The organism is Nocardiopsis sp. NPDC057823 (genome assembly GCF_042797335.1).
GTDB lineage: Bacteria > Actinomycetota > Actinomycetes > Streptosporangiales > Streptosporangiaceae > Nocardiopsis > Nocardiopsis changdeensis.
In genome coordinates, this window is the sequence record NZ_JBHVLR010000005.1 from 221,320 (window position 1) to 242,397 (window position 21,078).

18 protein-coding genes are annotated in these 21,078 nt (G+C 73.9%); 8 read left to right on the plus strand and 10 right to left on the minus strand.

Translation table 11 applies throughout. The features are described from left to right. Positions 1-22: 22 nt before the first annotated feature. On the minus strand, positions 23-1,426 hold the full coding sequence (locus ACFVNO_RS11625; RefSeq protein ID WP_378891757.1) for an alpha/beta hydrolase domain-containing protein: 1,404 nt from the start codon (positions 1,424-1,426) through the stop codon (positions 23-25). A gap of 180 nt (positions 1,427-1,606) precedes the next feature. Between ACFVNO_RS11625 and ACFVNO_RS11630 the strand changes: the two genes are divergently transcribed. After that, entirely contained in the window at positions 1,607-2,266 is a 660-nt protein-coding gene (locus tag ACFVNO_RS11630; RefSeq protein WP_355263144.1) for a DUF6518 family protein, read from the plus strand. 18 nt (positions 2,267-2,284) lie between these two features. Here ACFVNO_RS11630 and ACFVNO_RS11635 read toward each other — a convergent pair whose 3' ends face one another. Then, a complete protein-coding gene (locus ACFVNO_RS11635) occupies positions 2,285-3,535 on the minus strand; it encodes an aspartate aminotransferase family protein (protein WP_355263147.1) in 1,251 nt (416 codons plus the stop codon). 178 nt (positions 3,536-3,713) lie between these two features. Here ACFVNO_RS11635 and ACFVNO_RS11640 point away from each other — a divergent pair, with 178 nt between their 5' ends. Both ACFVNO_RS11640 and ACFVNO_RS11645 read left to right on the plus strand, forming a co-directional pair. Further along, complete coding sequence (locus ACFVNO_RS11640) at positions 3,714-5,177, plus strand: NAD-dependent succinate-semialdehyde dehydrogenase (RefSeq protein WP_355263150.1); 1,464 nt, start codon at positions 3,714-3,716, stop codon at positions 5,175-5,177. A gap of 56 nt (positions 5,178-5,233) precedes the next feature. Then, complete coding sequence (locus tag ACFVNO_RS11645; RefSeq protein ID WP_355263153.1) at positions 5,234-5,464, plus strand: hypothetical protein; 231 nt, start codon at positions 5,234-5,236, stop codon at positions 5,462-5,464. On the opposite strand, the gene ACFVNO_RS11650 is transcribed toward ACFVNO_RS11645, so the two are convergent. The 4 genes from ACFVNO_RS11650 to ACFVNO_RS11665 are packed head-to-tail and all read right to left on the minus strand — an operon-like array spanning position 5,461 to position 8,285. Next, a complete protein-coding gene (locus ACFVNO_RS11650) occupies positions 5,461-6,135 on the minus strand; it encodes a GntR family transcriptional regulator (RefSeq protein WP_355263156.1) in 675 nt (224 codons plus the stop codon). The two genes, ACFVNO_RS11645 and ACFVNO_RS11650, sit on opposite strands and share 4 nt — an antisense overlap. A 57-nt stretch (positions 6,136-6,192) precedes the next feature. Continuing rightward, positions 6,193-6,945, minus strand: coding sequence for a maleate cis-trans isomerase (locus tag ACFVNO_RS11655; RefSeq protein ID WP_355263159.1), 753 nt, complete (start codon positions 6,943-6,945; stop codon positions 6,193-6,195). Between the two features lie 34 nt (positions 6,946-6,979). Next, positions 6,980-7,750 carry an Asp/Glu racemase gene (locus ACFVNO_RS11660; protein WP_220563892.1) on the minus strand — a complete coding sequence of 257 codons (771 nt, stop codon included), beginning with the start codon at positions 7,748-7,750 and terminating at the stop codon, positions 6,980-6,982. 52 nt (positions 7,751-7,802) lie between these two features. Further along, a complete protein-coding gene (locus ACFVNO_RS11665; protein WP_355263162.1) occupies positions 7,803-8,285 on the minus strand; it encodes a DUF3830 family protein in 483 nt (160 codons plus the stop codon). Positions 8,286-8,588: 303 nt separating this feature from the next. Between ACFVNO_RS11665 and ACFVNO_RS11670 the strand changes: the two genes are divergently transcribed. The 3 genes from ACFVNO_RS11670 (at position 8,589) to ACFVNO_RS11680 (ending at position 11,967) form a co-directional block, all read left to right on the plus strand. Beyond that, the gene (locus ACFVNO_RS11670) at positions 8,589-9,614 is read left to right on the plus strand and encodes a D-2-hydroxyacid dehydrogenase (protein ID WP_378891765.1); all 1,026 of its coding nucleotides are present in this window, start codon (positions 8,589-8,591) and stop codon (positions 9,612-9,614) included. 20 nt (positions 9,615-9,634) lie between these two features. Continuing rightward, positions 9,635-11,101, plus strand: a complete 1,467-nt coding sequence (locus ACFVNO_RS11675) for an amidase (RefSeq protein WP_378891769.1) — start codon at positions 9,635-9,637, stop codon at positions 11,099-11,101. Between the two features lie 194 nt (positions 11,102-11,295). Further along, a complete protein-coding gene (locus ACFVNO_RS11680) occupies positions 11,296-11,967 on the plus strand; it encodes a response regulator transcription factor (protein ID WP_220565410.1) in 672 nt (223 codons plus the stop codon). A gap of 325 nt (positions 11,968-12,292) precedes the next feature. On the opposite strand, the gene ACFVNO_RS11685 is transcribed toward ACFVNO_RS11680, so the two are convergent. Next, positions 12,293-14,041 carry a GAF domain-containing sensor histidine kinase gene (locus tag ACFVNO_RS11685; protein ID WP_220563889.1) on the minus strand — a complete coding sequence of 583 codons (1,749 nt, stop codon included), beginning with the start codon at positions 14,039-14,041 and terminating at the stop codon, positions 12,293-12,295. A 325-nt stretch (positions 14,042-14,366) separates the two neighbouring features. On the opposite strand from ACFVNO_RS11685, the gene ACFVNO_RS11690 reads away from it, so the two are divergent. Together ACFVNO_RS11690 and ACFVNO_RS11695 are read left to right on the plus strand one after the other, a co-directional pair. Next, complete coding sequence (locus ACFVNO_RS11690) at positions 14,367-15,170, plus strand: hypothetical protein (protein WP_355263171.1); 804 nt, start codon at positions 14,367-14,369, stop codon at positions 15,168-15,170. Positions 15,171-15,438: 268 nt separating this feature from the next. Then, a complete protein-coding gene (locus ACFVNO_RS11695) occupies positions 15,439-16,494 on the plus strand; it encodes a hypothetical protein (protein ID WP_378891774.1) in 1,056 nt (351 codons plus the stop codon). 211 nt (positions 16,495-16,705) lie between these two features. Here the strand turns inward: ACFVNO_RS11695 and ACFVNO_RS11700 are convergent, their stop codons facing one another. The 3 genes from ACFVNO_RS11700 to ACFVNO_RS11710 all read right to left on the minus strand — a co-directional run bounded on the left by ACFVNO_RS11700 (position 16,706) and on the right by ACFVNO_RS11710 (position 20,927). Beyond that, complete coding sequence (locus ACFVNO_RS11700; protein ID WP_378891777.1) at positions 16,706-18,439, minus strand: LCP family protein; 1,734 nt, start codon at positions 18,437-18,439, stop codon at positions 16,706-16,708. Between the two features lie 434 nt (positions 18,440-18,873). Continuing rightward, a complete protein-coding gene (locus ACFVNO_RS11705) occupies positions 18,874-19,548 on the minus strand; it encodes a hypothetical protein (RefSeq protein ID WP_378891780.1) in 675 nt (224 codons plus the stop codon). 188 nt (positions 19,549-19,736) lie between these two features. Then, on the minus strand, positions 19,737-20,927 hold the full coding sequence (locus ACFVNO_RS11710; protein WP_355263183.1) for an ROK family transcriptional regulator: 1,191 nt from the start codon (positions 20,925-20,927) through the stop codon (positions 19,737-19,739). Between the last annotated feature and the right edge of the window lie 151 nt (positions 20,928-21,078).

The window sequence follows — 21,078 nt, forward strand, 5'->3', positions numbered from 1 at the left end:
CGTCAGGGTCCGGTGGGCCGGGCTACCACCACGGGTGGTCCGTCCTCAGCGCGGCGACGCGGGACGCACGGGCGTCCTCGGCCAGCAGGTAGCCGTCGTGCCGGGCCTCGTGCACGGCCCGGTTCACCCACCGCAGGTATCCGCCGCGCCGCGGGTACAGCTCCGCGAGGGTCTCCTCGGAGAAGGGCACGTGGGCGCCCATCAGCACACAGAACGGGTCGCCGGTGTTCGTCCCCTGGTTGAGCGCCGTGGCGACCTCGTGCTCGGACAGGCGGATCCCGCCGAGCCGGTTGCCGTGCTCGTCGCGGCTCGGGGTCGTGGCGTCCGCCCACTCCAGCCGCGGAGCGGCCGGGGGCGCCGTGCCGTCCTCGACCCAGTCGACCAGGTGGTCGTAGGCCGAGTTCAGCACGTGGTGGAACGGGATCCGGCTCAGCGGCGGGCGGTCGCACCGCTGCGGTTCGGTGCCCGGGTTGTCACGGGCGATCAGCGGGGCGAAGGTCAGGTACTCGTGGGCGCCGACATGCGCGGTCCCGGCGACCTCCCACCGGCGGTAGAACTCCGAGTCCGGTTCGAGGCTCTCGGAGCGCAGTCGCACGTCGGTCTCCGCCATGAGCCGCATGACCGGCGTGGTGCCCTGGGCGAGCCTGCCGGGGGCGCCGTGGATCATGAAGCCGTCGACGGCCCCGTGGGCGGGGTGGACCGCGTTGTGGTAGCCGATGAGGTACCTGGCCGACTGGGAGTGTCCGGTGGCGATGACCGTGTCGACGTCGACGCCGGGCAGCGGGTCGACGCCCTCCGGCGAGCGCAGGGTCCGCGCGGTCTGGGAGTAGATGTCGAACGCTGGAGCGTCGACGAGCCCGGGGTCGCCGACGCTCAGGTCGCCGTAGCGCCGGGGGTCCCACGCGCGGAGCGCGTCGACCCCGACCCGCTGGACGGAGAGGCCGACCCAGACGTGCCCCTCCCGCATGAAGTAGTCGTTGGACAGGAACCAGTCGATCTCGATGTCCTGGCCGAAACTCACGTTGTTCCACTCCAGGAACGCGGTGCCGCTGGAGTCACGGGCGTCCTCGGGGCGGCGGACCACCATCCGTGTGGTGTAGGGGGATACGCCGGTCACCTCGCCGGTGGCGGGGTCGTAGTGCTCGGCGGTGCCCTCCAGGAGGAACTCCTCCTCGACGTAGCCGTACGCGTCGAGGTCGACCTCGACGGGCTCGCCCGCCTCGATCGGGGGCGCCTGGGGTCCGTCGGCGGACATGAACGGGTAGGAGTCGTCGGTGACGGGGACCGGGCCGGACACCGTCGCGGCGGGTCCCCCGGCGGGCTCGTCGGCGGGTTCGGACCGGGCGGGCTGGGCGAGGAGCAGGGTCGAGGCGACGGCCATCCCGGTCGCGGCCGCGCCGATGCGCAGGGGGGTGCGAGAACTCATCCGTGTGACGACCTCCGAGTAGCCCGATGATGCCGGAAAGGCTAGGACCGGCCCCCCGGCCGGACAAGGAGTGTTGGACGCCGTCCACCGCCGCCGGGCGAGAACGAGTGGATCCACCGATGGGCGCGGGCCCGCCGGAGGCCGGGAACCAGCGGGCGGGGCGGACGCGATAGGCCGTGTATGAGCACCGAAACCGCGCCCGTGCAGGACCCCGCCCCCGAGCAGGCGATCCCCCTTTGGGCCCTGCTCCTCCTGTCCGGGATGGGCGGCCTGATCATCGGCCTCGCCACCATGGTCGCCCAGGGTCTGCTGCCCGACGCCGTGGCGTGGCTCGGCAACTCCGCCGCGGTCTGGTCGGCCGCCGCGTTCGCCGCGGGGGCGGCCGGCGCCGCCGCCCGCCCGTGGGCGTGCGCCGTGGCCGGGCTGCTCACCCAGTGGGGAGCGGTGATCGGCTACTACGGATCCGCCTCGCTGCTGTGGCTGGGCGCCCAGGAGCTTCACGCGCCGCTGGTGTGGATGGCCTGCGGCGCGCTGTCCGGGCCGGTGTTCGGGCTGGCCGGGGCCGTGTGGCGGAACCGGGGCGGCTGGTGGCGGGCGGCCGCGGTGGGGCTGCTCGGCGCGGTCCTGGCCGCCGAGGGCGTCTTCAAGCTCGTGAACTGGGAGCACTTCACGCACATGCTCGGGACGGCCTGGTCCCAGGCGCTGCTGGGCCTGGCCGTCCCCCTGCTGCTGGGCGGGCGCGGGTGGGCGGACCGGGCGCGGGCGCTGGCGGTGTTCGCCGTCCTGGTCCCGCTCGGGCTCGGGTTCTTCATGCTGGTCGACCTCGCGCTCATGGCCTGACACCCGCCCCCGCCCCGGCTACGCCGAGGCCTCGGCCACCGACGCCTCCCAGACGGCGAGCGCCGCGTCGACCTGCTCGCCGTCGACGATGAGCGGCGGGATCATCCGCACCACGTTCCCCGCCGGACCGCAGGTCAGCAGCAGCAGCCCGTTGCGGACGGCGGCCTGCTGGGCGCGCAGCGCCGCGGCGCCGTCGGGGCGGCCGTCGGTGGTGAACTCGCTGGCCAGCATCAGCCCCCGGCCGCGCACGTCGCCGATCAGCGGCGAGGCCGCCGCCACCTTCTCCAGGCCCTGGCGGAGCCGCTCGCCCATGCGTGCGGCGTTGTCCACCAGCCCCTCCTCCTCGATCACGTCGAGGGTGGCCAGCGCGGCGGCGCACGAGACGGCGTTGCCGCCGTAGGTCCCGCCCTGGGAGCCGGGCCAGGCCTTGGCCATGACCGCCTCGGGCGCGGCGATCGCCGACAGCGGGAACCCGCTTGCCAGGCCCTTGGCGGTGATGACGATGTCGGGGACGATCCCGGAGGGCTCGTGCCCCCAGAACGTCCCGGTGCGCCCGAACCCCGTCTGCACCTCGTCGACGACCAGCAGGAACCCGTGCGCGTCCGCGCGCTCGCGCAGCCCCTGGAGGAAGGCGTCGGGGGCGGGGATGTACCCGCCCTCGCCCAGGACCGGTTCGATGAACACCGCGGCGATGTCCTGCGGCGAGGTCACCGTGATGAGCAGCTCGTCGAACTCCCGCAGGGCGTACGCGACCGCGTCCGCCTCCGACATCCCCAGCCGGTAGGCGTAGGGGAAGGGGGCGACGACCACGCCGGGCACCAGCGGCCCGATGCCCGCGCGGATCTTGGTCCCGGAAGTGGTGAGCGACGCCGCGCCCATGGTCCGGCCGTGGAACGACCCCTGGAACACGACCGCGTTCTGGCGCCCGGTGGCCTGCCGGGCCAGCCGCAGCGCCGCCTCCACGGCCTCGCTCCCGGAGTTGACGTAGAACAGCCGGTCGATCCCGGCGGGCAGCACCCCGCCCAGGCGCTCGGTGAGCTTCAGCAGCGGGCGGTGCAGCAGGGTCGTGTACTGGCCGTGGACGAGTGTGGCCACCTGCTCCTGCGCGGCGGCCACCACCCGGGGGTGGCAGTGGCCGGTGCTCGTGACACCGATGCCGGCGGTGAAGTCGAGATAGCGGCGGCCGTCCTCGTCGTAGATGTGGGCGCCCTCGCCTCGTGCCGCGACCACCGGGGTGGCCTGCTTGAGGACAGGGGAGAGCTCCGCCATGCGATGCCTCGTTTCGTTGTCGCGCGGTTCCGTAGGATTGTCGACAATCGACACGGCTATGGAAACATCCGGCCGCGGCGGTGTCCAGGGGGCGCACGCCGGGCAGGTCTGACCCCAACGGCACCGGGCCGGCGCACGGCCGCGGGGCCCGCACGATGGAGAACCGGGAGCTGTGAACATGTCGGATCGGGAAGCACGGGTCGTCGCACAGGTGGAGAAGCGCCTGTTCATCGGGGGGCACTGGCGCGACGCCGCGTCCGGGGCGGCCTTCGAGGTGGAGGACCCCTCCACCCGGGAGGTGCTCTGCACCGTCGCGGACGCGGGCAAGGAGGACGCGCTGGCCGCGCTGGAGGCCGCGCACCGGGCCCAGCCGTCGTGGGCGCGCACGGCGCCGCGCGAACGCGGGGAGATCCTGCGCCGCGCCTACGAGCTGCTCATGGAGCGCCAGGAGGACCTGGCCGTCCTCATGACCCTGGAGATGGGCAAGCCCCTGGCCGAGGCGCGCGGCGAGATCGCCTACGCCGCCGAGTTCCTGCGCTGGTTCTCGGAGGAGGCGGTGCGCATCGAGGGCGGGTTCGCCACCTCGCCCGACGGCAAGTCCCGGTTCCTGATCATGCGCCAGGCGGTCGGGCCGTGCATGCTCATCACCCCGTGGAACTTCCCGATGGCCATGGGCACCCGCAAGATCGGCCCGGCCGTCGCCGCGGGCTGCACCATGGTCCTCAAGCCCGCCCACCAGACGCCGCTGTCCGCGCTGGCCCTGGCGGGGATCCTCGCCGAGGCGGGGCTGCCCGAGGGCGTGCTGAGCGTCATCCCCACCACCGACCCGGGGGCGGTCACCGAGCCGCTGCTCAGCGACGGCCGCATCCGCAAGCTGTCGTTCACCGGCTCCACCGCCGTGGGCCGGCGCCTGCTGGAGCAGAGCGCGGGCCAGGTGCTGCGCACCTCCATGGAGCTGGGCGGCAACGCGCCCTTCCTGGTGTTCGACGACGCCGACCTGGACGCGGCGGTGGACGGCGCGATGCTCGCCAAGATGCGCAACATCGGCGAGGCGTGCACGGCGGCCAACCGCATCTACGCCCAGGCGGGGATCGCCGAGGAGTTCTCCCGGAGGCTGAGCGAGCGCATGGGCGCCCTGCGCCTGGGGCGCGGCCTGGACGACGGGGTGGACGTGGGCCCGCTCATCGACGACAAGGCCCGCCAGAAGGTGCAGCACCTGGTGGACGACGCCGTCGAACGCGGCGCCACCGTCCTGGTGGGCGGCGGTCCGGGCGACGGTCCGGGCCACTTCTACCGGCCGACGGTGCTGGCGAACGTGCCGTTCGCCAGCGAGCTGTCCACCACGGAGATCTTCGGTCCGGTCGCCCCGGTGCTCACCTTCGAGACCGAGGAGGAGGCGCTGCACGCCGCCAACGACACCGAGTTCGGCCTGGTCAGCTACCTCTACACCCGCGACCTCAACCGGGCGCTGCGGGTGAGCGAGGCCCTGGAGACCGGCATGGTCGGCCTCAACCAGGGCGTGGTCTCCAACCCGGCCGCCCCGTTCGGCGGCGTCAAGCACTCCGGCCTGGGCCGCGAGGGCGGCCGCGTCGGCATCGACGAGTTCCTCGACACCAAGTACGTGGGGATCGGCGGCCTCTGAGCGCGCGGGGGATCTTCGCCCGTGAAGAGTTGTACAACTTCTTGTACAACTCATCCATGAGCGCGAAGATCCCCACCGTCCTCGGAGTCGCCGAGGCCCGCACCCGCCTGCCGGAACTCCTCGCCGAGCTGTCCGCGGACCCCGGGCACGGACCGATCGTGGTCGGCGCCTACCGCAGACCGCAGGGCGTGCTCATCTCACCGGCCGAGTACGAGCGCCTCACGGCCCTCGACGCCGCCGACCGCCTGCGCCGCGCGGAGGAGTCCGGCGGCGCCGACCGTTCCTAGGGGGCGGGCGGGGCGCCGTTGTTGATGCGGGCGACGGTGTCGGTCATGTGGGTCTCGATGAGGTGCAGCAGCCGCTCCTCGGCGCCGTCGGCGATGGCGTCGAGGATGCGCCGGTGCTCCTCCAGCAGCTCGGCGGGCTCGGGGTAGACCTCCTGCATCACGGTGAGGCACATCCGGGTCTCCACCAGCAGGGTCTGCGCCATCCGCTCCAGACGGCCGTTGCCGGAACAGCTCACCAGGGTCCGGTGGAACTCCTGGTCGGCGTCGCTCATGGCGCGCCGGTCGCCGGTGGCGGCGGCATCGGCCAGGCGCTGCACCACCGGGGTGAGCCGGGCGACGGCCTCGCCCCGGTTGCCGCGCATGATCAGCTCGCAGGCGGTGCGCTCCACGGCCAGCCGCGCCACGTAGATGTCGCGCACGTCGTCCGGGGTCAGCTCGCGCACGAACAGCCCGCGGTGGCGCTCGCTGCGCAGCAGGCCCTCCTGGACGAGCCGCTGCATGGCCTCGCGCAGGGGGCCGCGGCTCACCCCCAGCCTCCCGGCCAGGTCGGCCTCGCCGAGCTGGTCCCCCGGGGCGAGCGAGCCGTACATGATCGCCGAGCGCAGCTGCTCGGCGATGAGTTCGGCGGTGGACCTGCGGGGGACGGGGGTGAGTTGACCGTGGGCGGGCATGTTCCGCCTCCTTTTCGATGTTCTCGCCGACCTCCGGGCACGCGGATCGCCCGGGGATCAGACCTGCGGCAGCATACTCGCGACCTCGGCGGCCCCGGTACGGAAGAGCCTCCCCGGACCGTTCGCCCGCGGCCGGGCGTCGCCGGCCAGGCGCAGCCCCTCCCAGATGCTCACCTGGTTGGCCGTGAGCACGGTCTTGCCGAGCAGGGCCTCCAGCGGCTCGATCAGGTGCGCGCTGTGCAGGGCGGTGTCCGGGACGAGCACGGCCCCCGCGCGCGGGTGGTCGTTGGAGATGACGAAGTCGACGACCTCGTCCGGGTCGAGGTGGGCGACCTCCGCGGCGGTGGCGATGCCGTGGCTGGCCAGGGACACCACCTCGACCCCCGCCGCGGCGAGGAAGCCGACGAACCGGTCGGCCACGTCCTCGGGGTACGTGGCCGCGACCGCCACCCGGGACACCCGCAGCCCGGCCAGGGCGTGCACGAAGGCCCACGAGGTGCTCGACGCCGGCGTCCCCGCCGCCCGCCGGACCCACTCGACCTGGCGGAGCGACCCCTCCGGGCCGTACACGAAGCTCCCGCTGGTGCAGGCCCAGACGGTGGCGTCCACCCCCAGCGCCGCCGCCTCCCGGGCGCCCTCGGCCAGCACGTCCTCGCCGCCGATGTCGAGCAGCGCGTCCACGCGGTGGGCGTCCTCGCGCATCAGGGTGTGCACCACGGGCAGTTCGACGCCGTCGCCGAGCAGGCCCTCGTAGGCCTTGTAGTCGCTCTCCGCGCTGTGCCCCGGGTAGAGGAATCCGACGCGGGTCATGGTGTCCTCCTCACTGTGGCCTCCCGCCACGGGTTCACGCGGCGCTGGGCGCCGCGGTCTCGGCCAGGCTCTGCCCGAGGGCCACGGGGCGCCGCCCCACGGCGCGCAGCAGCGCCCACATGGTCACCTGGTTGGCCGTGACCACCGGTTTGCCCAGCTCCCTCTCCAGGGGGGCGATGATGTCGTAGGTGAGCACGTTGGTGCAGCTCACGAAGACCGCCTGCGCCTCCGGCCGGTCGGCCTCGTGGACCGCGCGGGCGATCACGTCGTACGCGACCCGCCAGATGTGCTCCAGCAGCCCCAGGCCCACGCTGGAGGTCACACCGACGCCGTGCTCCCCCAGGTAGCCCAGGAGGCGGTCGGTCACCTCGTCGACGTAGGGCGTGACGACCGCGACGCGTTCGGCGCCCAGGAGGGCCAGCGCCTCGATCAGCGCGCCGGAGGTGGTGACCGCGGCGGGCGCGCCGGCCTCGGCCATGGTCCGGCGCAGCTCCCTCTCGCCCGCGGCGCCGTGGACGAAGCTCCCGGAGGCGCACATGTAGCCGACCGCCGAGGGCTCGGGGGTGAGCAGCGCGCGGACCGCGGGCGTGACGCCCTCCGGCAGGCACAGGGCCGCCGCCTGGTCCACCGTCACCGGGACGTGGACGTAGGGCAGGCGCGTCATGTGCAGGGACACGTCGTCGGGCGTCCACCGCCACAGTTCGCGGTCGAGCGCGAAATCGTAGGGCGCCACGATCCCCACCCCGGTCTGCAGCGGGGTCGGGCGTTCGGCCGCCGGTCCGTCGAAGGGCTCCTGGACGAGCATCGGTCGCTCACCTCCTCGGTTCTTCCTGTCGTGGCCCGCAGCGCGGACGCCGTCAGCGGTCCAGTCGTTCGTAGACGAGGCGTTCGCCGACGCTGCCGGAGCGCCAGACGTCGTCGCACGCCTTCGCCATGGCGGGGAGGTTCTCCACGACGGTGGCGAACACGTTGCCGGGCACCCACCCGACGTCCCCGTTGAGCAGCAGGTTGTTGCGGCCGTAGAAGAGGGCGAGGTCGATGACCCCGGGCAGGTGGCCGATCCCCTTGTCCTCCTTGAAGGCGCGGTCGAGCATGCCCCCGTCGAAGGAGAAGTAGACGACGTCGCCGGGGATCGGTGTGACCGTGGGGTTCTCCAGGCCGGGTTCGGCCGCGGCGAACCTCGGCACCATCGTGTAGACCTCGTTGCGCGCGTACTTGGCGTGCTGGACGGCGTCGCCCTGGGGCAGCGACTCCCACACCGCCTCGCAGGTGCGCGGCGCGTCCTGTTCGAGGAGTTCCGCGACACAGGACACCCCGCGGAGGGGCAGGGTGATGCTCATGTACCTGGGCACTGGGGTTCGGGGTCCCTTCGGTGGCGGCCGGGCGACGGGGTCGGGACCGGCGGGACGGTGTCCGGGCACCCGGGGATCCTCCGGGTTGTTGATTGTCGACAATCTTACGATCCAGGGCTCCCTCGATACAAGAAGGAGGTCGGGGCGGGATCGGGGGCGTCCGGATCGCCGAAGGGATATCGGTTTGTCGATTGTTGACAATCCCAGGTCCGCTTTCTAGCGTGGCCCGTGCGGGGACCGCCGTGGGCCCCGCCAGCGTTTCCCTGACGCCGACCGGAGAGCGCGAGGCCCGTGAACAGTGCCGCCCCTTCCCCGCCCGACAGCCCCCGGCTGCTGATCCTGCACGGCGACGACCTGCCGCCGGGCCGGGAGCGGATCGACGGGCACCCGGGCCTGGGCGAGGTCGTGTACGCCACCGCCGACGACCTCTCCGCCAAGCTGCCGGGCACGCACTTCCTGCTGGTCTGGGACCTGTTCTCCGAGGCCCTGGCCGCCGCCTGGCCCAAGGCCGACTCCCTGGCCCGGGTCCACGCGGCCACCGCCGGGGTCGACAACCTCATGTTCCCCGGCCTGGTCGAGTCCGACGTGGTGGTCACCAACTCGCGCGGGGTCTTCGAGCAGCCCATCGCCGAATACGTCCTGGGCCTGGTCATCGCCTTCGCCAAGGACCTTCCCCGCACCCTGGAGTACCAGCGCGAACGCCGCTGGGAGCACCGTGAGACCGAACGGGTGGCGGGCTCGCGCGCCCTCATCGTCGGCACCGGCCCCATCGCCCGCGCCACCGCCCGCCTGCTCACCGCCGTGGGCGTGCGGGTGCGGGCCTCGGGCAGCCGCGCCCGCACCGGGGACCCCGACTTCGGCGACGTGGTTCTCTCCAGCACCGCCGAGCGCGGACCGCAGGGGGAGCCGACCCTGTTCGGCGAGCTCCCCGCGGCCGACCACGTGATCGTCGCCGCCCCGCTCACCGACGCGACCCGCGGCCTGGTCGACCGCACCTTCCTGAACCTGATGAAGCCGACCGCCCGGCTCATCAACGTGGCGCGCGGACCCGTCGTCGACCAGTCGGACCTGGTCGTCGCCCTGGACTCCGGCGTCATCGCGGGGGCCGCGCTGGACGTGTTCGAGCGCGAGCCCCTCAAGGCCATCGACCCGTTGTGGGGACTGCCGGGCTCGGTGGTCTCCCCGCACATGGCGGGGGACGTGATCGGCTGGCGCGAGGCGCTGGTCGACCTGTTCCTGGACGAACTCTCCCGTTACCTCGACGGGCGCGAACCGCGCAACGTCGTCGACAAGCGCCGGGGCTACGTACCCGGCTGAGCCCCTACCGGGAGGCCGAAGTGACGATCCGTTCCGACTCGACCGCCGCGGCCGCATCGGCGCCCGCCGGCGCCCGGGCGCACGCCGGTCCGGTGGCCGACCCGTCCGCCGCGTCCGCCGAGGACCTCCTGGCCGCCTACGCCGCCGGGGACGCCTCCCCGGTGGAGGCGGTCGAGGCGGCCCTGGCCCGCATCGACCGCACCGAACCCGTCCTCAACGCCTTCTGCCTGGTGCTGGCCGAGGAGGCCCGCGCCGCCGCCCGGGAGTCCGCGGCCCGCTGGGAGCGCGGGGAGCCCCTGGGACCGCTCGACGGGGTGCCGGTCGCCGTCAAGGACGTCCACCTGCTGCGCGGCCACCCCACCCTCAAGGGCTCCCTGACCTCCCCGCGCGCCGGCGCCTGGGACGAGGACTCCCCGGCGGTGGCCCGGCTGCGGGAGGCCGGCGCGGTCTTCGTCGGCAAGACCACCACACCCGAGCTGGCCTGGAAGGCCGTCACCGACTCCCCGCTCACCGGGGTCACCCGCAACCCGTGGGATCCGGCGACCACACCGGGCGGGTCCAGCGGCGGCTCGGCCGCCGCGGTGGCCGCGGGCGCGGTCCCCATGGCCACCGGCACCGACGGCGGCGGCTCGATCCGCATCCCCGCCGCGTTCAGCGGGATCGTCGGGATCAAGCCCACCTGGGGGCTGGTCCCGCACTTCCCCGCCAGCCCCTTCGGCTCGCTGGCGCACACCGGGCCGATGACCCGCACCGTCGGCGACACCGCGCTCATGCTGGAGGCCATGGCCCGCCCGGACCCCCGCGACTGGGCGGCGCTGGCCCCGCCGGAGCCGGGCCTGGCCGACGTGCGCCTGCGCACCGACCCCGAGGACCTGGTGCGCGGGCTGCGCATCGCGCTCTCCCCGACCCTGGGAGGACTCGCCGTGGACCCGGAGGTGTCGGCGGCCGTCGCGGCCGCCGCCGACACCCTGGCCGACCTGGGCGCGCACGTGACGGAGGCCGACCCCGGCCTGCCCGACGCCCGGCCGGAGTTCCACGTGCTGTGGTACTCGGGCGCGGCCAAGGCCACCGAGCGCGTCACCGGGGCCGACCGCGACCTGTTCGACCCGGGCCTAGCGGAGATCATCGAGGAGGGCCTGGCCTATTCGGCGCAGGACTACCTGACGGCGATGGCGCTGCGGATGGAGATGGGCGCCCGGATGGGCCGCTTCCACACCGAGTACGACCTACTGCTCACTCCGGCGGCGCCGTTCGGGGCGTTCGAGGCGGGACGGGAGTGCCCGCCGGGTCTGGCGGGGGAGCGGTGGACGGTGTGGGCGGGGTTCAGCCACCCGTTCAACATGACCCAGCAGCCGGCGGCGAGCGTGCCGTGCGGGTTCACCTCGGCGGGGCTGCCGGTGGGGCTCCAGGTGGTGGGCCCCCGCCATGCCGACGCCCGGGTGCTGGCGGCCTGCCGGGCCCTGGAACTGGCCGGGGACCGCCGCTGAACGCGCTCCCGGAGGCGGGCGATCTCAGAGTTTTCGCCCGCAACTTGGGTGATATGTCCGCATACAGGACCTTTGTTGGGCGAGTTCTGTGTCATATGGCCCCCGCGCGCCCCCTCGCACGTACTACCGTCTATGCCGGAGACGTGTCCGAGGCGCGGCGACGCAGGGATGGCACAGGGATGAGGATGAGCGGCATGTCGGGCGGTGGCGGCGGGGGCGTTCACAAGCCCATCAGGGTGTTCCTGGTGGACGACCACGAGGTGGTCCGGCGCGGGGTCGCCGCGCTCCTGGAGACCGAGGACGACATGACCGTCGTCGGCGAGGCGGGCACGGCCGAGCAGGCGCTGGCCCGCATCCCGGTCGTGGTCCCCGACGTCGCGGTTCTGGACGTGCGCCTGCCCGGCGGATCCGGAGTCCAGGTGTGCCGGGAGATCCGCTCCGACCACCCCGAGATCGCCTGCCTCATGCTCACCTCGTTCGCCGACGAGGACGCCCTGTACGACGCCGTCATGGCCGGGGCCGCCGGCTACGTGCTCAAGCAGATCCACGGCGCCGACCTCGTGGGGGCCGTGCGCACCGTCGCCTCCGGCGGGTCGCTGCTCGACTCCGGCAGCACCGGGGCGATGATGGAGCGCCTGCGCGGCGCCCAGGCCGAGCCCGACCCGCTGGCCGAGCTGACCCCGCAGGAGCGCCAGATCCTCGACCTCATCGGCGAGGGCATGACCAACCGCCAGATCGGCGAGCGCCTCTACCTGGCGGAGAAGACCGTCAAGAACTACGTGTCGGCCCTGCTGTCCAAGCTCGACCTCAAGCGTCGCACCCAGGCGGCGGTCCTGGTCGCCGAGCTTCGAGGCCGCCGCTACTAGGCCGTGCCTTCGTGAATTCCCGCCGCATCGCGGCCCGCCCGTAGCCCGCCACCGCCCCCAACGGACGGCCTGCGGCCGCAGCCCGGCCGCCTTGCCCGGCGTCCTTCGAGGACGGGGACCCTCGGTCCCGCGCCGACACCCCCGCCCGTCCGTCGAGTGGCGGAAGGTCCTCAACGGACGGCCTGCGGCCACGGGCCTCCCTCGGGGACGCCTCCTCCGGGCCTCCGGAACCCCGCCGGGCGCCTCACGCGCCCCCGGCGGCACAGGAGGGCGTCCGGAGAACGGGACCTGCGCCCGCCGGCGCCGTGCGGCCCGACGGCGCGCCTCACTGGAAGGTGTCGAACGGCGGCGTCCCGTCGTCGGGCACCGGCACCTTCCAGGTGAGCACCGTGCCGCCGGTCCGCGCGCGCCGCGCGGAGAACCCGCCGCCCAGGGCCCTGGCCCGGTCGTCCATGTTGCGCAGCCCGCTGCGCCGCCCCTCCTCGGGCAGGCCCACGCCGTTGTCGGTGACGGTCAGCGTCAGCGTGGTGGGCCGACCGGTCGTCGCCGTCTCCTCCACCGCCACCGACACGTGCACCTCCGAGGCGCGGGCGTGCCGGGCCACGTTGCTCAGAGCCTCGCCGAGCACGGCCAGCAGCTGCTCGCCGACCTCGTCGGGGACCGAGGCGTCGATCGGCCCGTCCAGGCTCACCCCCGGGTGGCAGCCCAGGCTGTGGGCGGTGTTCTCGGCCAGCTTGAGGATGCGCCCGCGCAGCGAGGTGTCCTGGCGGCTGGGCGGGTTCTGCAGCGCGAAGATCGTCGAGCGGATCTCCCGGATGGTGGAGTCCAGCTCGTCGATGGTGCGCTGCACCCGCTCGGCCGCCTCCTGGGAGGGGATCAGCCGCATCGTGCTCATCAGCGTCATCGCCGACGCGAACAGCCGCTGGATGACCACGTCGTGCAGGTCCTTGGCGATCCGGTCGCGCTCCTCCAGCACCACCAGGCGCTCGGTGTCGTGCCGGGCCTCGGCCAGCTCCAGCGCTATGCCCGCCTGGACGGAGAACGAGTGCAGCATCCGCCGGATCGCCGAGGGGAACGGCGCCCGCTCCGACAGCTTGCCCAGCAGCAGCACGCCGCGGGTGTTGCCCGGGGTGCCCAGCGGCACCAGCAGCCCCGGGCCGTAGCCGCGGTGGGTGAGCATCGGGCAGTTGGCCTGGCCCAGGTCGGGGATGCCCATCGGCTCGCCCGACTCGTACACCTGGCCGCAGACCGAGTCGTGGATCTCCACCGGGGTGCCCAGGATCTCCTGCGCGACGGGGCCGTCCGCTATCTCGGCGAACAGGTGACCCCGGGCGCGCGGGTCCGGGAGCAGCACCACCGCGGTGTCGGCGCCGCCGATCTCGCGGGCCTGTCCGGCCAGGTAGGCCAGGACGTCGTCGGCGGTCGCGCCCGACAGCAGCCGCGTGGTGATCTCGGTGGAGGCGGCCAGCCAGCGTTCGCGCAGCCGAGCCTCCTCGTACAGGCGCGCGTTCTCGATGGCGACCCCGGCGGCCGTGGCCAGGGCGGTCACCACCGCCTCGTCCTCCTCGTCGAACTCGCCGCCGTCCGACTTCTCGGTGAGGTAGAGGTTGCCGAACACCTCGTCGCGCACCTGGATCGGCACCCCGAGGAAGGTGGTCATCTGCGGGTGCCCCTCGGGGAACCCGCCGAAGTCGGGGTGGTCGCGCAGGTCCGCCAGCCGCAGCGCGGTGCGCCCGAACAGCGGGGCCGACAGGACCCCCTTGCCGTGCGGGAACCGGGAGATGCGTTCGGCCTGCTCGCGGGTGACCCCCACGGGGATGAACTCGCTGAAGCCGCCGTCCTCGTCGACGACCCCCAGGCCGGCGTACCGGGCGCCGACCAGTTGGGCGGCCATCTCGGTGAGCCTGCGCAGCACGGTCGCCAGGTCGAGGTCGCCCCCGATGGTCAGCACCGCCTGGAGCAGGGAACGCGTCCGGGCCTGGTCGGACATGCCGTGGCGCAGGCCGGGCACGTCGGTGAGGAGGTCTTCGAGGGAGTCGGGGAACAGCCGGGGGCTCTGGGGGAGCTCGGTCATGTGTCGGTCAACCTCCGCAGAGCCGGTCGGGCGGTCTCGCAATGCGCGCTTTTCCTCGGGCCTATATAGGTGAATTGTCGTTGTTTTTTTCCGGATTTGCTACATCTGCGGGAGGAGAGGGGATCCCACCTGGGCGGGAATTCTCGCGGAAACGCTCCGTGGTCTCTCCGTTGCATGCTAACGTCGCTCTCGTTCGGCGCAGGGGCGATCGCGATGATCCCCGCGCCACACCCCTGATCGGCCCCGCCCTGCGCGGCGCCTCCCGCACCGGCGGCCCCGCCCCGGTCGCGGCCGAACCCCCCGGTCCACGGCGGAAGGAACCCCGGTGTCCACAGTCCACGGTAATGCGAGCGCCGACGGCGCCCGTACCGCCGTGTGCTCCGCACCGGTCCTCCGCGCACTGATGCTCGCCGCCCTCGTGGCCGGCGCGCTGTGCGCCCTGTGGCTGGCCGGGGCCGCCCCGGCCGGGGCGGCGGAGAAGCCGGGCGCCGACATCGCGGTGCCCGCCGGGGCGCTCGACCCCGACACCGCGGTCACCGACCTGGGCGCGCCCCTGGCCGACACCGTCGCGACCGTGGGCACCGGGGTCGACCGGGCACGCCAGGCGCTGGAGGAGCCCGCCGCCGAGCAGGCCCCCACCGCTCCCGAAGACGTGGCCCGCCACCTCGACGAGACCGTGCGGCAGGTCGTCACCGCCCCCGTGGCGGAGGCGGCACCGCTGCCCGAGCCGTCCGAGACCGTTCTGCCCGACCCCGCCCGGGACACCGAGCGGCCCCGCGAGGACGGCCCGCGTCAGCGGGACGCCGCCGAGGCCGCTCCGGCGGAGCCCGCCCTGTCCGTGACGGGCGCTCCGGCGGTCGCCCCGACCGCGGCGGAGCGTTCCGCCGCCGAGGCGGGGTCCGTCGCCGACACCGAGACCGCGGTCGCCCCGGCGCCCACGGCCTCGGGCACCACCGCCTCCCCGACGGCCCCCTCGGGGTCCGCCGCCCAGGGGGGCGCGCTCATCGCGGGCTACCTGTCCGCCCCCGGGGCCCCGTCCCCGGCCCCCGGCCTGTTCGAGGCCGCCCGGCACGTCCTGCGCTCGGTTCCGGCCGAGGACGCCGACGAGCCCACCTTCTCGCCCGACTAGCGCGGCGTTCCCGGTCGCACGCCGACCGCTCTCCTGGCACACCCTTCCCAGCGGCGGAACGCCCCGTTCCCGTACTCGCGAGTGATCGCTTCCGCACCCTCTGGGAGTTGATGTGAGCCGCGCGCCCGAACGCGCGGTTCACATCAGCCGACGGCCCGCCAGGTCGCCCGCTGAGAAACCGAGCACCTCCCTCCTGGCCAGGGGAGTGGCTCACCGATCGAGAGACAGACCACGCGCCGCGGAACGCGGCCACCCCGGAAGGACTCCCATGAACACCACCGCCCGCACTTCAGCCAAGACCCTGCTCGTGGCAGCCGGCGCGGCGGGATTCATCGCCTTCGGCTACGGGTTCTCCTGGGCCGACACCCTCGGCGGTGTGACCGACGGCCTCCCCCTGAACGACCTGGGCGGCCAGGTGCCCGCGACCCTCACCGAGGGCATCGGCTCCCCGGTCGGCGACCTGGCCAGCGTGCAGCCCGGCACGATCTCCGCGACCCCCGACGTGCAGCACAACTCCGCTCCCACCGGCGGCCTCACCGACGGCCTGCCCGTCGAGGCCCCGCTGGCCCTGGACGGCAACAGCACCGACGTGGGCCTGGACACGCTCACCGGCGCCCTGCCGGTGGACGCCCCGACCGTCCCGCAGAGCGGCGCCCTCGACCCGGTCACCGGAGCCCTCGGCGGGCTGGGCCTGCTGGACGCGGTCGGCCTGGGCACCGGCGGCACCCTGCCGCTGAGCCACTCCGCGCAGAGCCCCCTGCCCCTGGAGGAGACGGTCGCGCAGGTCGAGGGCGCCGTGACCGAGCTGGGGGCCCACGAGGCCGCCGCCGGGCTGACCGAGCTGGACGCGGCCTCCCTCGGCGAGGCCGTCCCCATGAACGGCCCGGTGATGCCGGTCAATGGACAGAACACCGACATCAGCGGCGGTGCCGCGGGCGTCGTCTCCGACCTGGTGCTGGGCGGGTCCGCCACCACCCTGCCGCAGACCGCGCCGGTGGACTCGCTGCCCGAGCTGCCCGAAGCGCCGGTGACCCTGCCCGCCGGGGACCTGGCCCCCCTGCCCCTGCCCGCCGACGTGGCCCGGCAGAGCGCCCCCGTCGACTCCCTGCCGGAACTGCCGGTGGACCTGCCCGCCGAGGTGCTGCCGCAGACCGCGGTCACCGACTCCCTGCCCGAGCTGCCCGCGGTCCTGCCCGCGGTCGAGGACGTGACCTCGACCCTGCCCGCCACCGACGCCGTCGGCGGCGACCTGGTCGGCGTCGACGGCCTGCCCACCGTCGGCGAGCCCACCGTGGACGGCGCCCCGATCGGCGCCCTCGCCTAAAGCCCCACCGGGAAGCGCGCCCGCAGGTCGTGGCGGGCGCGCGGCACCCGGGGCGGAAGCGGGGCCGGTCCGCGCGGCGGCACCGAAGGACTGTGGGGGTTCCTCGGCGCACGCGGCACGCGGAGGCATCCGCCGCCCCGGGCGCACCGCGGCCCCGGACACCGACGGGTGTCCGGGGCCGCTCTCTGTTCGGTGCCGGTGCGCGGCTCCTCTAGTACGCCTCCTCGCCGGTGCCGAAGCCCAGGCCGTCCGCGCACGGGTTCGAGGTGGCGTCGCGCCCCTCGCCGGGGCGGGCCGCGTGCGGTTCGGGCGACGGCGAGTCGCTGGGGGAGTCGACCGCGCTCGGCGAGGCGCCCGGCGGCTCCGCCGGGACGGCCGCCTCGTCGGCCGCCATCAGCGGCGGCAGCGGGCGGTCCTCGCGCACCGCGGTGAACAGCTCCTCGGCCCGGTCCTCGTGCCAGAGGATGCGGTTGGGGTCGAAGGGCGCCTGGTACCAGGGGACGGTGTGGAACTCGATGTCGCTGAGGTCCACGTCGGACAGCGACACCGCGATCGACAGCATCCGGTCCAGCGTCAGCCGGCTGTCGGTGGCGCTGTGCGTGGTCACCGCGGTCAGCATGCCGTGCAGTTTCCGCGGGTCGGACAGCACCTCGCCCCGCATGGCCTGGTCGGCCAGGGCGGCCATGAACATCTGCTGCCGGTCGATGCGGCCGATGTCGCCGCCGTCGCCGATCTCGTAGCGGGCGCGGACGAACGACAGCGCCTGGTCGCCGGTGAGCGTCTGCTGCCCGGCGGGGATGTCGAGCTTGGAGCGCTCGTCCTTCATCGGCTCGGGAATGCAGATGTCCACCCCGCCGATGGCGTCCACCACGTCGCGGAAGCTCATGAAGCTCAGGTGCACGAAGTGGTCGATGCGGACGTCGGTGAGCGACTCGATGGTGCGCACCACACAGGGCGGTCCGCCGTGGTACATGGCGGCGTTGATCATGCCGAAGTAGCCGTGGGTGCCCTCGGCGGTCCCGTAGGGGTCGCACTGGGGCAGGTCCACCAGGGAGTCCCGGGGGAAGCTGATCACCGAGACCCGGTCGTCGGGCGAGATGTGCGCCAGCATGATCGAGTCCGAGCGCTCGCCCTCGAACTCGGTGGTGTAGGCGGTGCTGCCCTCCTCGTAGCCGTCGGAGCCCATGAAGAGGATGTTGACCGCGTCGCTGATCTTCTCGGGGCGCTCGCCCTCGTCGAGGGCCGCCTCCAGGTCGTGCTGGACCATCCCCGAACGCAGCGAGTGGTAGTAGCCGTAGGCGGTGGCGATCCCGGCGGTCAGCAGGACGGCCAGGCAGGCGGCCGTCCAGACGACGACCCGCCGCAGCCTCCGGCGCCCTCCGCCCCCAGCGGCACCCGCCCCTCCTCCGGCTCCGCCGCCGGTTCCGCCTCCGCCGGCTCCGGAGCCCGCTCCCGCGGGGTCGTCCCCGTTCGCCGCGGAGGCACCGTCCGCGCCGCCGGCGTCGTCGCCGTCGTCGGCCGGATCGTCGCCCCCGTCCGTCCCGGACCCCTCCGGGCCGGCCGTCGCCTCGGCGACGGCGGGGCCCCCGCTCGGGCCGCCCGCGGCGGCTCCGGCGGCCGTGACCGCGACGGCGGTCCGCGCCTGCCGGGCGGGCGGGGCGGACACGGTCGCGGGCACGGGCGCAGTGTTGATGATCAGGGGCGCGGAACGGGTCGGTGCGACGGCGTTGACCAGGGCCATCACGTCGTCGTCCTCCGGCGCGGCCGGCTCCTCGCGGCCGACGCGCTCCAGGCGGCCGGAACGGCCGATGCGCCAGGCCGGTTCGGCGCGCTGCCCGGCTGCGCCCGCGTCCTGCCCGGTCGTGTGCTCCGAACCCGTCTCGGGGCTCGGCTCCGGTGTGGTGTCCGCTCCGGTTTCGGTGGCGGCGTTCTCGTCAGCGGTCATCGTGCAATCTCGGTGAGTTCGGACGGCGGGACGTGCCAACGGTCGGACACCGACCCGGAGGAACGGGTCACGGGTCCGTGTTCGTGGGACGGCGGAGGTCGCGCGCGGTGTGGATACGGGAAGCCGTGGGGCGGGGCGTCGTGGCGTGCGGCGTCCCGGGGGGACGGGGGTGTGCGGCACGGAGGGCACGGACGACGGGGGATCCCGCGTGTGGTGGAGATCCTAGGTGAAGTTCCCGCGGAGTGCGCGCTCGACATGTCCGAGCACGGGGCTGGTGACCGCAATTGCGCCGCACAATTCCTTCGCCGGTGTGCGCCGCCGGTCGGCGCGCGCATGTCCGACTTTCTCACCGGTGCCCGTAAAAAACACTTCTGACCCGCCGCCCTGACCAAGCCTTGGCCCGGGGCGACGGGCCGCCACGGGTCCCGTCGGGGTCAGTCGTCCCAGAAGGCGCTGCCCTCCTTGGCGGGCGCCTCCTCCGTCTTGGCCCCGGCCTTGGCGGTGCTCCGCCCCGCCGCCTTGGTGGTCTTGCGCGCCGTGGTCCCGCCGGAGGCCTTGCTCCCGGTGTGCCGGGGCCGCGCGGTGACCTGGCTCTTGCTGATGGGCTCGGCCGGGGCGGCCGGCGGGCGCGGCTTGTCCCCGGAGCGGATGCTCAGCGCCTCCTCCTCCACGCGGAGCATCTGCTTGACCTCTCCGGGCACCTCCGGCAGCCGCTCCGAACGCAGGTGGGCGCCGAGCACCTCCAGGGCGTGCTCGCACAGCAGGCGGCGGGCGCGGTCGGCCCTGACCCCGCTCAGCTCCTCGAGCTCGGGCATCGCCCGCTCGCGCAGCAGCCGCAGCACGGCGGCCAGCCGCTCGCGGGTCTTGCGGTCGGTCATCGACATGACCGTGATCTCGGCCTCCGTCAGGAAGCCGTCGGCGGAGTCGGCGGAGTCGCGCTCGCCGATGAACACGCTGGTGAGCCTGCGGGCCGAGGCCCGGGACGCCTCGCGGACGTCGTTCCGGCGCAGCAGACGGGCCTGGAGGCCGGTCACGGCGACGCTGGCGACCAGGCTGATCGCGGCGCCGATCAGGATCAGGACGATCGGGTTCTCTAGGGCGTCTGGCACGGTTCGGATGACCTTTCCGGGCGGGGGTCCGCACGGTGGGAGCCGGGGGGTGTGCGGGGCGGGGGTCAGGTGGTGGGTGACTATTCGGTACGAAGGGGGTGCTTGTCAAGTGCGCCGAGGGCACGCGACGCGCCCGCGACGGCGTCGTCGCAGGTGGTTCGGGAGGGTTGTTCCCCCTTGCGCGGGATCTATCCGGCGAGGTACTTGTTCACGGCCTCGGGGGACAGGATCTCCTCGGCGACCATGGCGGCGCAGCCGCGCACGCCCGCCTCGTCCCACAGGGCGCTGGCCACCACCCGCAGCTGCCGGGTGGCCAGCGCGGTGCACCGCTGGAACACCATCTCGCGCACGCCCGCGACCAGGTGGTCGTAGGCCTCGGACAGGTCGCCGCCGAGCACGACGACCTCGGGGTTGAGCAGGTTGACGGCACCGGCCAGGGCCTCTCCCAGCCGCCGCCCGGCCCCGCGGACGAGGGTGACGGCGACGGGGTCCCCGGCGGCCGCCAGGGCCACCAGCTCCTTGAGGCCGGAGACCTCCCGGCCCTCCTCCGCGGCGAGTTCGAGCAGCCGGGGCCCGCCCGCGACGGCCTCCAGGCAGTCGGTGTTGCCGCACCGGCAGGGCAGCCCCTGCCCGTCGCGCACGGGGATGTGGCCGATCTCCCCGGCCGCCCCGAGGGACCCGCGCAGCAGCCTGCCGCCGGAGATCAGCCCGGCTCCGATGCCGGTGGACACCTTGACGAACACCATGTCGGAGGGGTGCCCGTGCCCGCCCGCCAGGTGTTCTCCCAGGGCCATCACGTTCACGTCGTTGTCGACCATGACGGGGACGGGGAAGCGTTCGGAGATCAGCGGGGCCAGCGGTACGCCCGCCCACTTCCCGAGCAGGGGGCGGTCGTCGGCGCGGCCGGCGTGGAACTCGACGGTGCCGGGCAGGCCGATGCCCGCGCCGCGCACCTCACGGGGGTCGCGGCCCAGGGAGGTGAGCTGGTCGGCCCAGGTCTCCAGCAGCCAGGGGACGGTGGTGTCGGGGCCGGAGGCGATGTCGGGGGATCCGGGGGTGCGCACGAGGATCTCACCGGCCAGGTCGCAGACGGCGGCCTGGCTGCGCGCCATGCCCAGCGCGGCGGTGAGCAGGAGCCCGCTGTCGGCGTTGAACTCCAGCAGTGACGGGGGGCGTCCGCCGGTGGAGGCGGTACCGCTGCCCTCGACCACCAGGCCGCTGTCGATGAGCTCGGTCAGGCGCAGGGCCACGGAGGGGCGGGAGAGCCCGGTCGCACGGGAGAGTTCGGACCGGTTGGTCGCCGCGCCGGTGCGGATGAGCTCCAGGATGTGGCCGCTCGTGGTGGCAGCGGAGGACAGGCGTCCCGGGGTTCTGGCCATATCTCATTCAACCACTCGGTCAGGTTTCCGAATATGGGATCTTATGTAAAGAAGTGTTCTGAAGTGTGCTTGGTTTTTTACCATAGCTGGCCTTAAGGTCGAAAGGGACGAACGGACCACGCCTCATGGGACACCCCCGAACCCGGCGTAC

Bases quoted from the DNA above. Each gene is read 5' to 3' on its own strand.
- ACFVNO_RS11625 (WP_378891757.1), bottom strand. From the start codon at position 1,426: ATGAGTTCTCGCACCCCCCTGCGCATCGGCGCGGCCGCGACCGGGATG.
- ACFVNO_RS11630 (WP_355263144.1), top strand. From the start codon at position 1,607: ATGAGCACCGAAACCGCGCCCGTGCAGGACCCCGCCCCCGAGCAGGCG.
- ACFVNO_RS11635 (WP_355263147.1), bottom strand. From the start codon at position 3,535: ATGGCGGAGCTCTCCCCTGTCCTCAAGCAGGCCACCCCGGTGGTCGCG.
- ACFVNO_RS11640 (WP_355263150.1), top strand. From the start codon at position 3,714: ATGTCGGATCGGGAAGCACGGGTCGTCGCACAGGTGGAGAAGCGCCTG.
- ACFVNO_RS11645 (WP_355263153.1), top strand. From the start codon at position 5,234: ATGAGCGCGAAGATCCCCACCGTCCTCGGAGTCGCCGAGGCCCGCACC.
- ACFVNO_RS11650 (WP_355263156.1), bottom strand. From the start codon at position 6,135: ATGCCCGCCCACGGTCAACTCACCCCCGTCCCCCGCAGGTCCACCGCC.
- ACFVNO_RS11655 (WP_355263159.1), bottom strand. From the start codon at position 6,945: ATGACCCGCGTCGGATTCCTCTACCCGGGGCACAGCGCGGAGAGCGAC.
- ACFVNO_RS11660 (WP_220563892.1), bottom strand. From the start codon at position 7,750: ATGCTCGTCCAGGAGCCCTTCGACGGACCGGCGGCCGAACGCCCGACC.
- ACFVNO_RS11665 (WP_355263162.1), bottom strand. From the start codon at position 8,285: ATGAGCATCACCCTGCCCCTCCGCGGGGTGTCCTGTGTCGCGGAACTC.
- ACFVNO_RS11680 (WP_220565410.1), top strand. From the start codon at position 11,296: ATGTCGGGCGGTGGCGGCGGGGGCGTTCACAAGCCCATCAGGGTGTTC.
- ACFVNO_RS11685 (WP_220563889.1), bottom strand. From the start codon at position 14,041: ATGACCGAGCTCCCCCAGAGCCCCCGGCTGTTCCCCGACTCCCTCGAA.
- ACFVNO_RS11695 (WP_378891774.1), top strand. From the start codon at position 15,439: ATGAACACCACCGCCCGCACTTCAGCCAAGACCCTGCTCGTGGCAGCC.
- ACFVNO_RS11700 (WP_378891777.1), bottom strand. From the start codon at position 18,439: ATGACCGCTGACGAGAACGCCGCCACCGAAACCGGAGCGGACACCACA.
- ACFVNO_RS11710 (WP_355263183.1), bottom strand. From the start codon at position 20,927: ATGGCCAGAACCCCGGGACGCCTGTCCTCCGCTGCCACCACGAGCGGC.